The sequence below is a fragment of the Corynebacterium sp. HMSC072A02 genome (genome assembly GCF_001810085.1).
GTDB classification, from domain to species: domain Bacteria; phylum Actinomycetota; class Actinomycetes; order Mycobacteriales; family Mycobacteriaceae; genus Corynebacterium; species Corynebacterium hesseae.
On record NZ_KV799812.1, the window covers coordinates 50135 to 62825 of the forward strand.

At 61.3% G+C, this 12691-nt stretch carries 13 protein-coding genes; 3 read left to right on the forward strand and 10 right to left on the reverse strand.

The genetic code is table 11. The annotated features are described in order from the left end of the window. Positions 1–4 precede the first annotated feature (4 nt). Positions 5–1057 carry an AbrB family transcriptional regulator gene (locus HMPREF2698_RS01710; protein WP_369815737.1) on the forward strand — a complete coding sequence of 351 codons (1053 nt, stop codon included), beginning with the start codon at positions 5–7 and terminating at the stop codon, positions 1055–1057. Here HMPREF2698_RS01710 and HMPREF2698_RS01715 read toward each other — a convergent pair. The 3 genes from HMPREF2698_RS01715 to HMPREF2698_RS01725 form a co-directional block, all read right to left on the reverse strand. Continuing rightward, positions 1037–2287: an ATP-binding protein gene (locus HMPREF2698_RS01715; RefSeq protein WP_070561681.1), complete on the reverse strand. Its 1251-nt coding sequence runs from the start codon at positions 2285–2287 to the stop codon at positions 1037–1039. The two genes, HMPREF2698_RS01710 and HMPREF2698_RS01715, sit on opposite strands and share 21 nt — an antisense overlap. Positions 2288–2393: 106 nt before the next feature. After that, positions 2394–4055, reverse strand: a complete 1662-nt coding sequence (locus HMPREF2698_RS01720; protein WP_070561683.1) for a DUF885 domain-containing protein — start codon at positions 4053–4055, stop codon at positions 2394–2396. A 70-nt stretch (positions 4056–4125) separates the two neighbouring features. Continuing rightward, a complete protein-coding gene (locus HMPREF2698_RS01725) occupies positions 4126–4695 on the reverse strand; it encodes an LOG family protein (RefSeq protein ID WP_010188269.1) in 570 nt (189 codons plus the stop codon). Between the two features lie 98 nt (positions 4696–4793). On the opposite strand from HMPREF2698_RS01725, the gene HMPREF2698_RS01730 reads away from it, so the two are divergent. Further along, entirely contained in the window at positions 4794–5870 is a 1077-nt protein-coding gene (locus HMPREF2698_RS01730; protein ID WP_070561685.1) for an ROK family protein, read from the forward strand. Here the strand turns inward: HMPREF2698_RS01730 and HMPREF2698_RS01735 are convergent. From HMPREF2698_RS01735 to amn, 6 genes are all read right to left on the reverse strand, one after another. Continuing rightward, on the reverse strand, positions 5867–6445 hold the full coding sequence (locus HMPREF2698_RS01735) for an HAD-IA family hydrolase (protein WP_070520350.1): 579 nt from the start codon (positions 6443–6445) through the stop codon (positions 5867–5869). The two genes, HMPREF2698_RS01730 and HMPREF2698_RS01735, sit on opposite strands and share 4 nt — an antisense overlap. Continuing rightward, the gene (locus HMPREF2698_RS01740) at positions 6378–6773 is read right to left on the reverse strand and encodes a hypothetical protein (protein WP_070520352.1); all 396 of its coding nucleotides are present in this window, start codon (positions 6771–6773) and stop codon (positions 6378–6380) included. Before HMPREF2698_RS01740 ends, HMPREF2698_RS01735 begins: the two co-directional genes overlap by 68 nt. Positions 6774–6836: 63 nt before the next feature. Further along, positions 6837–7319 (reverse strand): ferritin, encoded by a 483-nt coding sequence (locus HMPREF2698_RS01745; RefSeq protein ID WP_070520355.1) that lies wholly within the window; start codon positions 7317–7319, stop codon positions 6837–6839. Between the two features lie 112 nt (positions 7320–7431). Continuing rightward, complete coding sequence (locus HMPREF2698_RS01750) at positions 7432–8880, reverse strand: SulP family inorganic anion transporter (protein ID WP_070520358.1); 1449 nt, start codon at positions 8878–8880, stop codon at positions 7432–7434. After that, a complete protein-coding gene (locus HMPREF2698_RS01755) occupies positions 8880–9395 on the reverse strand; it encodes a phosphoribosyltransferase (RefSeq protein ID WP_070520361.1) in 516 nt (171 codons plus the stop codon). Before HMPREF2698_RS01755 ends, HMPREF2698_RS01750 begins: the two co-directional genes overlap by 1 nt. 53 nt (positions 9396–9448) lie before the next feature. Next, a complete protein-coding gene (gene amn, locus HMPREF2698_RS01760; RefSeq protein WP_070520364.1) occupies positions 9449–10852 on the reverse strand; it encodes an AMP nucleosidase in 1404 nt (467 codons plus the stop codon). A gap of 168 nt (positions 10853–11020) precedes the next feature. Between amn and HMPREF2698_RS01765 the strand changes: the two genes are divergently transcribed. Then, positions 11021–11770, forward strand: a complete 750-nt coding sequence (locus HMPREF2698_RS01765; protein WP_070520367.1) for an esterase/lipase family protein — start codon at positions 11021–11023, stop codon at positions 11768–11770. Here the strand turns inward: HMPREF2698_RS01765 and HMPREF2698_RS01770 are convergent. Continuing rightward, positions 11767–12690, reverse strand: a complete 924-nt coding sequence (locus HMPREF2698_RS01770) for a Sir2 family NAD-dependent protein deacetylase (RefSeq protein ID WP_070520370.1) — start codon at positions 12688–12690, stop codon at positions 11767–11769. The two genes, HMPREF2698_RS01765 and HMPREF2698_RS01770, sit on opposite strands and share 4 nt — an antisense overlap. Position 12691: the final 1 nt, after the last annotated feature.

Below are 12691 nucleotides of genomic sequence, written 5' to 3' on the forward strand. Positions count from 1 at the left end.
TTGCATGTCTGTGCGTGCAAGGTGGGCCATCGTTGCCCCGGGATCTGTGGCTCTCGGGGCAGTATTCAGCTACCTGCACGTGCCCGCCGCCTGGATTCTGGGCGCCATCGTGGTCTCCGGCGCCATGGCACTGACGACGGGCAAGGAGCTTTCCGTCAACGATCGCTTCTATGCTGTCGCTCGCGGTTTCATCGGAATGATGGCGGGCATACCGCTGACTCTTGTGCCTGCCTCCACCCTGATTGGCTTTGTGCCGGCTGCGGTGACGATGTCCCTTATCACCGTGCTTATCGGTGTCGCCGGCGGTGTTCTGCTACACCGCTCACAGCCGAAGGATATTTCCTGGGAGACGGGCATTTTATCCATGCTGCCCGGTGGAGCCTCGCTCATGCCCGCGCTGGCTAGCGAGCTGGGTGCGGACTACCGCTACGTGGCGCTGACGCAATATCTGCGCCTTCTGGCAGTGTCGGTATCGCTCCCTTTGGTGGTTTCTTTGTTAGATGCTCCTGCGGGCGAAGGCGTCGACATGAGCGTTGACGGCGAGGTCACGTGGTGGATTGTGCTGCTGACCCTCGCTATCGCCGTGGTTGGTGAGAAGCTAGGCAAGCTCGTGCGTTTGCCTGCGGCTGCGGTGCTAGGTCCGCTTATCTTAACGGTGCTTGTCGCGCAGGTTATCCCAGCCGGCCACACCTTGGAGCCGCTCTACGTGTTCAAGATCATGGCATTCATGTCCATCGGCTGGGTCTGCGGTGGCGGGCTTTCCGTGCCGGCCTTGCGGGCCTTCGCCAAGCAGCTACCCGCGACGATCCTCTTCATTGTCGTGGTCATCGGCGTGTGTGCGCTGACCGCCCTGCCATTGACCGCATGGCTGGACATCACCTACTTTGAGGCTTACCTCGCCACCTCGCCCGGCGCGCTGGAGACGGTTCTCGCGCTGTCCGCAGAAGGAGGGGCGGGTCCCGCCGTGGTGGCCGTGCAGATTATCCGACTCATCATCGTGCTGGTCATCGCCGGCTACCTGCCGCAGATTCTGGGGCTATTCCGCAAGCGCCGCTAGTGGTACCACCCAGACCCCATCCGGACGTTGGAAAGCTGGACCGCTGGGAATCACAACTATCAGCGCTGCTGGAGGCGAAGAAAGCTTAGCGGCTACGTGCTTAAGGTGTGCTGCCGCTGCATCGACCTCGTTGTGCGAAAGTTTCGCCTCAAATCCCACCCACGAACCATCTCGAAGCTCCACTACTGCATCAATTTCTTCGCGCCCCTTCATATCCCTCAGGTGGAATACTCCGCGCGCACGCAGTGCCTGCGCATAGACGCGCAGATCGTGCACAAGTTGCGCCTCGAAGAGGATGCCTAATGTCTCTAAATCTCCAAGCAGTTTATCTGGACCCGTTCCCAACAAAGCAGCAGCCAAACCAGGATCGGCAAGCTGGCGTTTAGGCATTTGGACCATGGAAGTCTTCGACCTCGTACGCGGTGACCAAGCTGGTTGATCCTCAATAAGGAAGAGGCGAGTAGCAAAATCGTGAATGACGTTCACAGTTTCTGCGGCTGGTGTCGAGGTAGCGCTGCTGAGTTCTCCTATGCGTTTACGAATCGCTGCAGCGGTGGCCGGCTGGGCAACTAGTCCGGCATAGGCATGAAGGAAAGACTGGAAGCGGCGCGGATCGCGGCGCGGTCCGCCAAGCTCCGGGTAGTCGTGCTCGCTCATCTCCGTGAGGTAGGACTCCATCCCTTCCTGCGCGTCGAGCGGATCAAGGTCAAAGAATTCCGGAAAACCACCAGCAACGATCCAGCGGGCATAATCCGCCACGGTGGCGTCCGTCCCAGCTGTAGGATCTTGATTGCCAGCAATGATGGCGCCCAGTGATACCCGCTCAGCAGCAAGTTCTCGCTCTGCCAAACTCAACGTGCGCAATTGAATAGAACGAATACGGCCTGCGCCCGAATGCCTGGTGGCATCGTCATTGGGCGTGGAGGAGCCTGTAAGGAGAAACTGTCCTTTCTCCGGTGAGTCATCAACTGCATGGCGCACTTCATTCCAGATAGCAGGGACAACCTGCCACTCATCAATAAGCCGCGGCCGCGCCCCTTGAAGCCCCAAAGCCGGTTGCATGCGCGCAAGGTTTGCTTCTGGGGAGTCACGGTCAAGTTGAATGACGGACTTTGCGAATTGGCGTGCTGTTGATGTTTTCCCACTTGCACGGGGGCCTTTGAGGAAGAGGGCTCCCGCAACACGGAGCCCTCTCTCGACTTCTGCATCAACGATTCGGGGCAGGTACATACCACGCATGTTAGCCCGACAAGTGGATAAATCACAGAGTCACTAGTGGATAAATCCAAGAGTCAGGTGTGGATAAATCCAAGAGTCTAAGAAGCGACCTGGGGTTTTAGTCCAGAATTGTCTCACGCAGGATCGACATCGGCACAGAGCCTAGGGCCAATGCCTGGGAGTGGAAATCGCGTACGTCCATGCCCTGCTCCACCGCAGCGTCGCGGGTTTGCTGCCACAGGCGCTGGCCCAAGGCATAAGACGGAGCCTGACCCGGCCAACCCAGGTAGCGGGTGACCTCGAAGGAGAGGTTGGCATCATCCATCGCGGTGTTCTCACGCATAAAGGTCTTGACGTGGGACTTATCCCAGACACCGGACGTGTTGCAATCCGGCAAAGGCTTACCCAAGTGGAGTCCGATGTCCACCACGACGCGGGCGGCGCGGAAACGTTGGGCGTCGAGAAGCCCCATGCGGAAACCTGGGTCATCCATGTAACCCAGCTCCGCCATGAGTGCCTCAGCGTACAGAGCCCAGCCTTCACCATGGCCAGAGTTCCAGGTCACCGCGCGGCGCCACAGGTTGAGGTCAGGCTGGGTCAGCGCGGCACCAATCTGCAGGTGGTGGCCCGGCGCGCCCTCATGGTGGACGGTGGTCAGCTCCTGCCAGGTGTGGAAAAGCTCCTGACCAGCAGGCACAGACCACCACATGCGGCCGGGGCGGGAGAAGTCATCCGACGGCGAGGTGTAGAAGATACCGCCGGTGCCGGCCGGGTCGATGCAGCACTCGATTTCTTTAACGGCCTCCGGGATATCGAAGGCGGTTCCGTCGAGGTCCTTAATGACGCGATCCGCGGTGGACTGCATCCACTCCACCAGCGCGTCGGTGCCGTGGAGCTGGTAGCGCTCCTCCTCGTTGAGCTTGCGCATCGCGGCGCGGACCGTCACGTCGGAGCCATAGAGCTCGTGGGCGATCTTTTCTTGTTCCGCCTTGATGGAACGCACCTGATCCAGACCCCACTCATAAGCCTCATCGAGGTCCACGGCATCCCCGACGAAAAGCCTGGAGAAGCGCTCGTAGCGCTCCCGGCCCACCGCGTCCTGGGACGGAGCCTGCGGTTGCAGCTCGTTGGAAAGCCAATCGGCGAATTCGCCGAAGGCTTCCTTGGCCGCGTCCACCTCGGGGCCCTCCACACCAAGGTCCTCGAGCATGGAGCCGGCGTCGGCAAGCCGCTCACTCTGCACGAATACTTCCGAGATCTGGCGTTGGGGCGCCACCATGCCACGCGACGCCGCCTCGGTGAGGGACTCCTTGTAGCCGTTGAGGGAGGCCGACACCTTCGACAGGCGCGAACGCAATGCATCAAGCTGCTCCGGAGTGTCCTTCGGCATCAGCATGAGGGTGTCGCGGATGGTCTGCACCGGGGAGGCAATGTTGTTGAGGCAACGGATGTCTTCGCCAGCATGGTGCAGGTCAAGATCCAAGCAGAGGCGATCGCGCAAGACGGCGGCGGTGACGTAGTCCACCTCGTCGAAATCGTCGTCATCGTCGGATTCGTCGGTGGTGTCATCGAGTGCATCGAGATCCGCCATCATCTCACGGGTGCGATCCGCCACGGAGGAGTAGTACTCCGGGGAGAAATCCTCCAGCTCCCCATCGAAGCCGGGGATTCCCCACGCGGTGGCATCGGTGGGCGTGAGCTGCGCGAGGTCGTGGACGAAGTTATCGCACGACGCGTCCAGCAGCGAAGGCTGGCGCTCTGCGTTCTGGTCAAAACTCATAAGGGCGAAGTCTAACGAAGATCTGGGGCTTTGGGCCAACCCGGCGCCGCCTTATTTACCAGGTTGTTAGCTAATTGTTGCTCCACTTGCTACCCGGGCTCACCCAGGATGCGAATTCGTTCAGCACTTCAGCTGGATCGGCATTGACCACGAGCGCATCGAGGAAGCGTTTTTGAACAAACCCCTCCTGCACCATTGCGGAGTACATTTTTGTAAACGGCTGCCAGTAGCCGTTCACGTCTACGAGTCCCACCGGGCCATCGATGTTCCCCAACTGCTGCAAGGTGAGGACCTCGGTGAGCTCCTCCAAGGTCCCCACGCCACCCGGCAGGCACACGAAGGCATCGGCGAGCTCCTCCATGCGCGTCTTGCGCTGGGCCATGGTGTCGACCACCTCGAGCTGGGTTACCCGCTGGTGGGAAAGCTCGTAATCGACGAGCTGGCGCGGGATTACTCCAATGACGGTTCCGCCGGCGGCAAGGCAGGAGTCCGCAACGATACCCATCAGGCCTACGTCACCACCGCCATAGACCAGGGTGAGGTTTCGGCGCGCGAGCTCCTCCCCCAAATGGTGCGCGGCTTGGCTATAGGCCTCAGAGTTTCCGGCGGCGGAGCCGCAGTACACAGCAACAGAATCCATGGGTATCACTCTATCGCAGGCGCATTTCTAGACCATGATGTCTACTGAATCCTAATTTCTATTAGACAATGCGGTCTGGTGAATTTATACTTGACGCCATGATTAAATCCGGTCCCGTGTTCACGCGCCCCCGCACCCCAGCGGCGAAGTGCCTCCACATCATTCGACTCAACCCCGTTGTCACCCGCAGTGAGCTTGTCGAAGCCACGGGACTCTCCCAGCCCACAATCACCCGCGCCACCGCCGCGCTTTTGGGTGCTGGACTGATCCGCCAGCGCACGGATTTGACGCAGTCCCGCGGTCGCGGGCGCCCCACAGTGCCCTTGGAGGTAGCGGATAATGACTGGATGCTGGCCGGCATTGCCGTCGGTACCGCCTTTACCCACATCGCCTTCTTTGACACGCAAGGACGCACGCTCCGCGAGGAAGACGTGGCTACACCGGTTTCTCGCCTGAGCGCGAGTGACGTCATCGAGCACATCATCGCTGGCGTTAATCGCCTCATGGCCGGCCTGGATCGCCGCTTGGTGTCAGTCGGCGTGACCACCTCCGGCAGCGTCAACGAGGCCGGGCGCATCACCGCCCACAACCTGGGGTGGGACGAAATGGACATCGCCAGCCGCCTGGAGTATCAGTTCGGCGTTCCGGTAGTTGTGTCTTCCGTCATCCCGGCGATCCTCGGCTCAGAGACGCAGTCGACGGAGATGGGAGCGGAGAAGCCCGTCATGGTGCTCTACGCGGATGACTCCGTCGGTGCTGCGCTCACAGTCGGCGATGAGATCGTGCAGCTCGACATCGATGACCCTGACTCTCTCGCTACGCAGGCGGTGCTCGATGTGACAGGTGAGGAGTCTTTCCCAGACGTGGTTGCGAACGCTGACGATGAGACGCGAGCGCTTCTCGACGACCGCGCACGCTCCCTCGGCGCCACCGCCGCTGAGCTTTTGGCTGAGCATAAACCGGACACCCTCGTGGTAGCCGGCGGAGCCTTCTCAGATGATCCGGCAGCGCCGAAGCTCTTTGCTTCCGCTGTACGCCAGGCCACCGACCACCCGGTGGAGCTGCGCATGATTCCCTCGCACACCGAGATTGTCCGCGCCTGCACCCGCGCTGTGGCGCTGGACCCGCTGCTGCGCGTGCCGCTCGATCTCGGCCGCGAGGCCAAAGCTGCCTAAAAGGGGATTGAAGTAATTCCCGTAAAAAGGTGGGCTTTGAGCCCAAGGTGCTGGGCGCCGGCGACGAAGTCCGGCCGATCGTCGAAGAAGTGGGTGTCCTTGGCCTGGGCCCCGAGGGCATCCACGGCCACGAGGTAGGCTTCCGGATCCGGCTTGGCCACCCCTATATCGCAGCTCAGCGTCACGGCGGCGCATTCTTCCAGCCAGGGCTGCGTCTGGCGGATCCTGGTTCCCAATGCCGCCGGCACATTCGCCAGGATGCCAACACTATGGCCCTGGCCAATAAACCCTAGGACCGCACGAACCATTTCTTCGTCGGCTACCAGCAGGTGCTCGGTGTCCAATTCGATGGCGTGGCTGACATCAAAAGGAGCAAGACCGGCCAGCGCGCGAATGCGGCCCCAATATTGCGCATCGCTCAGGTGCCCAGCGTCATATGCAGGGCGAAACTCCTCATAAAGAGACCAAAAGTGCTCTACATTGTCGGGACGGAGGTAATCCTCCAGCTCAGCGTTCCCGGCGGGCGTAGCTGACCGCATGAGCACGCCGTAGAGGTCGAAGAGCAAAGTGGCCATGCGCCCAGTGTAGCCAGACCGCAAGAGCGCCAGTCAGCGTGCCCGCTACGAAAAGCGGAAGCGATAGTGTGCCATGTGCCAACAGCGTCGAGGTTGCCCCCACGAGGAATAGCCCGCCCACGCTAAACAGGGAGCGGCTCAGCGCCGTCGCCGCCGCGGCGGCGCACAATAAGAGGGCAAGCCCGGCAAACGGGCCGAGCATCACCGCGAGGGCGAAGAAAAAGGTTCCCAGAGCCATGTTGGTTGCCGCCAGCCACATGCCACCGACCAATGCAATCGCTAGCCCGGCAAGGGCACCGCAGATGAGCATGAGGCGCGTTGTAGTCATAAAAAAATTCTCCCACCAACCGCAGGGGGCCGTGGGAGAATCCGCGCAAACTATATGGCTTCGTTACCGTTGCGCCAGCGAGCCATCGACGCGCAGCAGGCCAGAACCGTCATTGCCCACCAGCTTGAGCTGGTCAATGATCTCAGACACGGAGGACTCTTCCTCAACCTGCTCCTCGAGGAACCAGTTGATGAGACCACGGGAATCCAGGTCCCCAGCCGCATCTGCGGTGCGGGCGATCTCTCGGATCTGCTCCGAGACCTTCTGCTCATGCGCGAGGGATGCCTCAAAAGCATCGAGCGGGGTGGCGGCCTTGACGGAGCCGACCTGGATATCCTCCAGCTCGACGCGGTAGCCGCGGTCCAACAGGTGCTCGGCGAACTTCTGTGCGTGCTCGCGCTCTTCCTCTGCCTGCTTGAAGAACCAATCGCGCATGCCTGGGAAGGACAGGTTGTCCATCTCGTAGGCCAGCTGAGTGTAAATCAGGGCTGCGCCGTGCTCATTATTGACCTGGGCGTTGAGGAGCGTTTGCAGTTTCTCATCCATAAGAGTTATTCCTTTCGTGTGTTGTTCCCACAATACAGAAAAAAATCGGGCGCGCTAGCAAGGTGATCTTAAGCAAACTCGCACGTCATAACACTTTTTCTGGTAGGTTTACCTAACCCAAATCTGAGATCCGCTGGTAACGCGCGAGGCTAACACCATCAAGGCCCCGGAATTCCACCGCTATTCCACGGCTTGCGTACTTGCTTTCCACAGCCTGGAGCACCGCCACGGTTGAGGCATCCCAAATATCGGCCTCTGAGAAATCCACGATGACCTTCTCCACCGGCAGGGTGTAATCGAAGGCGTAGACCAGATCGTTCGAGGAGGCGAAGAAGAGCTGGCCGCGCACAGTGTAGACGTTGCCCTCTAGCTCCACCGACACGAGGTGGGCGACGCGGCGTGCAAAGGCCACCGAGGCAGTGAGCACACCGAGGATCACACCGACCGCCAGGTTATTCGTGGCCAAGGTGCCAATCACCGTCACCAGCATGACGAGGGTTTCGCTCAGAGGCATGCGGTGAATCGTGCGCACCGAGCGCCAATCCACGGTGTGGAAGGACACCATAAACATGACCGCCACAAGAGCAGCCATGGGGATTTTCCCTACGGTGTCCCCCAACACGAGGATGAGGATAAGGAGGAAGACGCCGGCGAGGAACGTCGACAAGCGCGTGCGTGCCTGCGATTCCTTGACGTTAATCATGGTCTGGCCAATCATCGCGCACACGCCCATGCCGCCGATGGCAGCGGCGAGCATGTTGCCGATGCCCTGGCCCACGGATTCGCGCGTTTTATCGGAGTGGGTATCCGTGAGGTCGTCGACAAGCTTGGCGGTGAGCAGGGATTCCATGAGTCCGACGAGTGCCACGCCCAATGCATAAGGCAGGCAGAGGAGGAAGGTCTCGCGGCTAAACGGCACGTCTGGAATGACGAAACCGGGCAGGGAGGTCGGCAGCTCGCCCTGATCCGCGACGTCGGGAACCTCCCAGCCGAAAATCACAGTCAACATGGTGACAACCACAATCGCCACGAGGGGCGCGGGGATCACCGTGGTGATTCGCGGCCACACCACCATGATGACGAGGCCCAGAGCAACGAGAGGATAGACCAGCCACGGCACCTGCCACAGGTGACCCAGCTGCGCGGTGAACATGAGGATGCCCAGCGCGTTGACGAAACCCAGCATGACGCTGCGGGGGATGAAACGCATGAGCTTGGCGACGCCCAGCATTGCCATCACTACTTGCAGGATGCCCGCCATCCAGATGGTCAGGAGCACGTACTGCAGGCCATGCTCGTGGGCCAGGGGTGCGATGACCACGGCGACAGAGCCCGCCGCGGCGGAGATCATGGCTGGGCGCCCGCCAGTGATGGCGATGGACATCGCCATGATGACGGAGGCGAAGAGCCCCACCTTGGGGTCGAGCCCGGCGAGGATGGAGAAACTTAAGACTTCAGGGATGAGGGCCAGCGCAACAGCAAGCCCGCCAAACATCTCCTTGCGGAAGCGGGCGGGCGAGCTGAAGGCCGCGCGGAAAGAACCGGCGGAACGGTCAGACATTAGTGGCCGTCTTTGAAGGAACCATCGCGGGTGATGACCGGCAGGACCGACCAGGCAAAGTTGATCCACTGGTCGGTCTTCTTCCACGAGAAGTCCGGCTCAAAAATGGTGGTCGGCTTGGTGTAGATGACGGCGGACTTGACCTCGGAGGCGGTCTGCTCGAGCAGGTTGACCACGAGGTCGAGGGTCTTGCCGGAATCCGCTACGTCATCGACGACGAGGACCTTCTTGTCCTTGAGCGAATCCGTATCCAGCTGCGGGTTAAGGAGAATCGGCTCCGGCAGGGTCTCACCGATATCGGTGTAGAACTCCACATTGATAGCGCCCATTTCTTTGACGCCGATAGCATAACCAATAGCGCCTGCAGGGATCAGGCCTCCGCGGGCCACGCCCACGATGAGATCCGGGAACCAGCCCGAATCCACGATTTGTTGCGAAAGGTAGCGGCTGGCCTCACCGAAGACCTCCCACGTCAGGTTCTCGCGTTCCGGGTTCCACCACTCCGGGGTGCTCATCGTCTAGGTCTCCTTCGCCAGATTGTGCATTTCCCTCAGTCTAATCATCTACCTCAGCGGAACGGAACCTCTGCCACCGTTCGGCGCAGTTTGCGGGTGCGCAGCCGCTCCGGATTCTCCGCCAACGCCTCCACCGCGCGCACCGCACACATGACGTGGGCTTCCTTCGAGTTCGAGTAAAAGGCCTGCGCTTGGGCAGGAAGCTTGGGCACGGCGTGCAAAGGCAGATCGGACACCGACAGCAGAGTGCCATACGGGATGCGGTAGCGGTAGCCGTTGGCAGCGAGGGTGCAGGATTCCATGTCCACGGCCACCGCGGTGGAGTGGCGCAGCCATTCCCACAAGTCCCGGGAGGTGCGCCACTCCCAGTTGCGGTCATCGGTGGAGAGCACCGTGCCGGTGCGCATGAGCGAATTGTCTTTCCCGTATACCTCTTCGACGGCGGCCTCCAGCATGCGCTGGATTTCTGGAATGGCGGGAATCGGGTTGCTGGTGGTGACGGTGCCATCGAGGATGTGGTCCTCGCGCTGGTAGGCGTTGCCCAGGATGAGGTCGCCGATGCGCATGCGGCCATCGAGCCCTGCGCAGTGGCCGATCATGATCCAGGCCTCCGGGCGCAGCACCGCCAGGCAATCTGTGATGGTCTTGGCGTTAGAGGGGCCCACGCCAATGTTGATCATGGTGATGCCATCTCCGCCGGCGGTGATGAGATCAAAACGGGGCATCTGGTAGCGGGAGGTGAGGGTGAGCTCGTCGACGTCGAGAAGCACCGCGTCATTGGAGTGGATGGTCTCCCCCGTGGGCAGCACGAGCGCGGTGTAGCGTGAATCCTCACGTGAGAGTTCGCGCAGGCCGAACTTGACGAACTCGGTGGTGTGCATGGCGTAGTTGGTGAACAGGATGTACTTCTGCACGGTGTCCACCTCGATGCCGGTGTAGTGCTCGATGCGGGCGCAGGCGATGTCGAAGCGCTGCGGGCCGAAGTGGAACAGCGGCTTTTCTTTCCCGTGAAAGGCCTTCCACGCGCCGTCAACGATCCCGTCATGAACCGCATCGAGGGTGGGCCGGGGTATATCGCCGCGGTCCTGGGGAATTTCTGTAATCCCCCGGATATATTCCGGCGGGATGCGCTCATCCGATTGACCGACGTAGATATCGCAGGGGTAGTTATTGGTGAGCCGCGTGAGCTGCTCCGTGAGGTAACTACGAATCAGCCATGGTTTTGATATCACTGCCGAGTAGCGGCCCTCTTGGTCCACGTAGCCGAAGGGCTCAGAGCGGTCGATGGGTGTCCATTGGCGGATATCCACGGTGATCTTCGGGTAGACCACGTGGCGGTAGGCGTCGTGGTCCCCCGAGGCGAGAGCGTGACGTGCCAGCTCGCAAGAACTGTCATAGAGCTCGCTGAGGCGGGAAATCGCTTCATTGACGGAGTGGACATGCTGCAGGTCGGTCATGCTCGCGAGTGTATCCATGAAAGAAGCCCGCCGCGGTGAGGCGGCGGGCTCTATCCCCATGACTAATCCGGTAACGCGTGCGGTGTGGAGCTCACCGCCCGGCCCGTATTAGGCAAGCCTTAGCTTAGTAAAAAAGTTGGAGGGGCGTCAAGGGTAAACTGCAATCCCATGACCACACTCCCCCTCGGTGCCCGCAGGCGGACGCGAGGCGTGTGCGAAGACGACTGGTCCGCGCGCCCCACCGCCGAACGACCCTGGCCGGTTATTTTGATCCACGGAACCTGCGACAGCAAAGGCGTCTGGCAAGTCCTCGCAGACATGCTCCGCGCCGCTGGCTGGGCCACCTTCGCCCCTGACTACGGGACCCGCGCCACCGCTCCCCTGCAGGAATCCGCCCGGCAGCTCGACGCCTACATCAACGCCGTCCTTGCCGTCACCGGCGCGGAAAAGGTGATCCTCGTGGGGCATTCCCAGGGCGGATTGCTGGCTCGCTATTGGATGCGCATGCACGATAGCGCGGGGTTTGTACGGCACGTCGTCTGCATCAGTGCGCCCAACCACGGAACGACCCAGGGCGGAATTGCCAGCCCCCTCTTCCGTGGCGAGCGCCAGGAGGAGGTCGTGCGCACGCTTATCGACGGCTGGTTTGGCCCCGCCGGCATGCAGCAAGTAGTCGGCAGCGAGGTCGTGGAGGCAACGAACCGCGACAGTGAGGTCGAACCCGGTGTGAGCTATACGTGCATCGCCACGCGCTCCGATGCCGTCGTGGTTCCACCCAACACCTGCTTCCTCAACGGCCAGCAGGTACGAAATATCTATATTCAGGACATCGAGCGCCGCGCGATAATCCGCCACGAAGACATGCCCTTGGACAAGCGGGTATGCCACGTGGTGCTCGAAGAACTGGAGCAGCTTTAGAGTTCTAGCTCATCCAGGATCGCGTCGAAAGCCGGGCCCACCTGGGTGCGCCACAGGGTGTCGACGCGATCGTCGGCGCGTCCCGGCCCTCCATTGATGGTGGCCACGCGCTTGCCTTGTTTCTTGGCCTCTAGGACGAACCGAAAGCCGCTCATGACCGCCAACGAAGAACCGGCAACGAGCACCGAGTCCGCCGCGTTGACCATCGCATAGGCGGCGTCCTTTTTGTAGGTAGGCACTGGCTCACCGAAATAGACTACGTCTGGCTTCAGGCGCTGCGAGCCGCACTGCACGCAGCCGGGCATGACGAATTCTTCCACTGCTTCCTCGCTGAGGGCGACGTCGCCGTCGGGGTTCACGTCCGCTTTGTTGACTGCCCAGCGTTGGAGGAATTCCGGGTTGGCTGTGGCCGCGCGGGCGTCGTAGTCCGCGCGTGCTTCTTCGTACCCGCAGCTCAAGCACACGACGTGCTGCATATCCCCATGCAGGGCGATGAGGTTGCGCTGCCCAGCTTCCTCGTGCAGGCCATCAACGTTCTGCGTGACAACGCCCGTGAGAAGCCCGGCGCGCTCGAGCTCGACCAAAGCGTAGTGCGTGCGGTTGGGGTGTGCGGCCTGCATGACCCGCCAGCCCACAAAGGCGCGGGCCCAGTAGCGGTGGGAGGCCTGCGGGTCGTGCAGGAACTCCTGGTAGGTCATGGGGCGGTGCCGGCTGAGGGAGCCGTTCGGGCCGCGGTAATCCGGCACGCCTGATTCTGTAGATACACCTGCTCCCGTGAGGACCATGACGTTGCCGCGGCGTAGTTGCTCGGCGACGGCGTTCAACGCTTGTTGTGGAGGCGTCGGGGTCGCAATCTCTGAGACGACGCGGGAAATCGAGCGCAGCGCAGACCGATGGGCGTGGGCAACAGCGGGATCCATG

Bases quoted from the DNA above. Each gene is read 5' to 3' on its own strand.
- HMPREF2698_RS01710 (WP_369815737.1), top strand. From the start codon at position 5: ATGTCTGTGCGTGCAAGGTGGGCCATCGTTGCCCCGGGATCTGTGGCT.
- HMPREF2698_RS01715 (WP_070561681.1), bottom strand. From the start codon at position 2,287: ATGTACCTGCCCCGAATCGTTGATGCAGAAGTCGAGAGAGGGCTCCGT.
- HMPREF2698_RS01720 (WP_070561683.1), bottom strand. From the start codon at position 4,055: ATGAGTTTTGACCAGAACGCAGAGCGCCAGCCTTCGCTGCTGGACGCG.
- HMPREF2698_RS01725 (WP_010188269.1), bottom strand. From the start codon at position 4,695: ATGGATTCTGTTGCTGTGTACTGCGGCTCCGCCGCCGGAAACTCTGAG.
- HMPREF2698_RS01730 (WP_070561685.1), top strand. From the start codon at position 4,794: ATGATTAAATCCGGTCCCGTGTTCACGCGCCCCCGCACCCCAGCGGCG.
- HMPREF2698_RS01735 (WP_070520350.1), bottom strand. From the start codon at position 6,445: ATGGCCACTTTGCTCTTCGACCTCTACGGCGTGCTCATGCGGTCAGCT.
- HMPREF2698_RS01740 (WP_070520352.1), bottom strand. From the start codon at position 6,773: ATGACTACAACGCGCCTCATGCTCATCTGCGGTGCCCTTGCCGGGCTA.
- HMPREF2698_RS01745 (WP_070520355.1), bottom strand. From the start codon at position 7,319: ATGGATGAGAAACTGCAAACGCTCCTCAACGCCCAGGTCAATAATGAG.
- HMPREF2698_RS01750 (WP_070520358.1), bottom strand. From the start codon at position 8,880: ATGTCTGACCGTTCCGCCGGTTCTTTCCGCGCGGCCTTCAGCTCGCCC.
- HMPREF2698_RS01755 (WP_070520361.1), bottom strand. From the start codon at position 9,395: ATGAGCACCCCGGAGTGGTGGAACCCGGAACGCGAGAACCTGACGTGG.
- amn (WP_070520364.1), bottom strand. From the start codon at position 10,852: ATGACCGACCTGCAGCATGTCCACTCCGTCAATGAAGCGATTTCCCGC.
- HMPREF2698_RS01765 (WP_070520367.1), top strand. From the start codon at position 11,021: ATGACCACACTCCCCCTCGGTGCCCGCAGGCGGACGCGAGGCGTGTGC.
- HMPREF2698_RS01770 (WP_070520370.1), bottom strand. From the start codon at position 12,690: ATGGATCCCGCTGTTGCCCACGCCCATCGGTCTGCGCTGCGCTCGATT.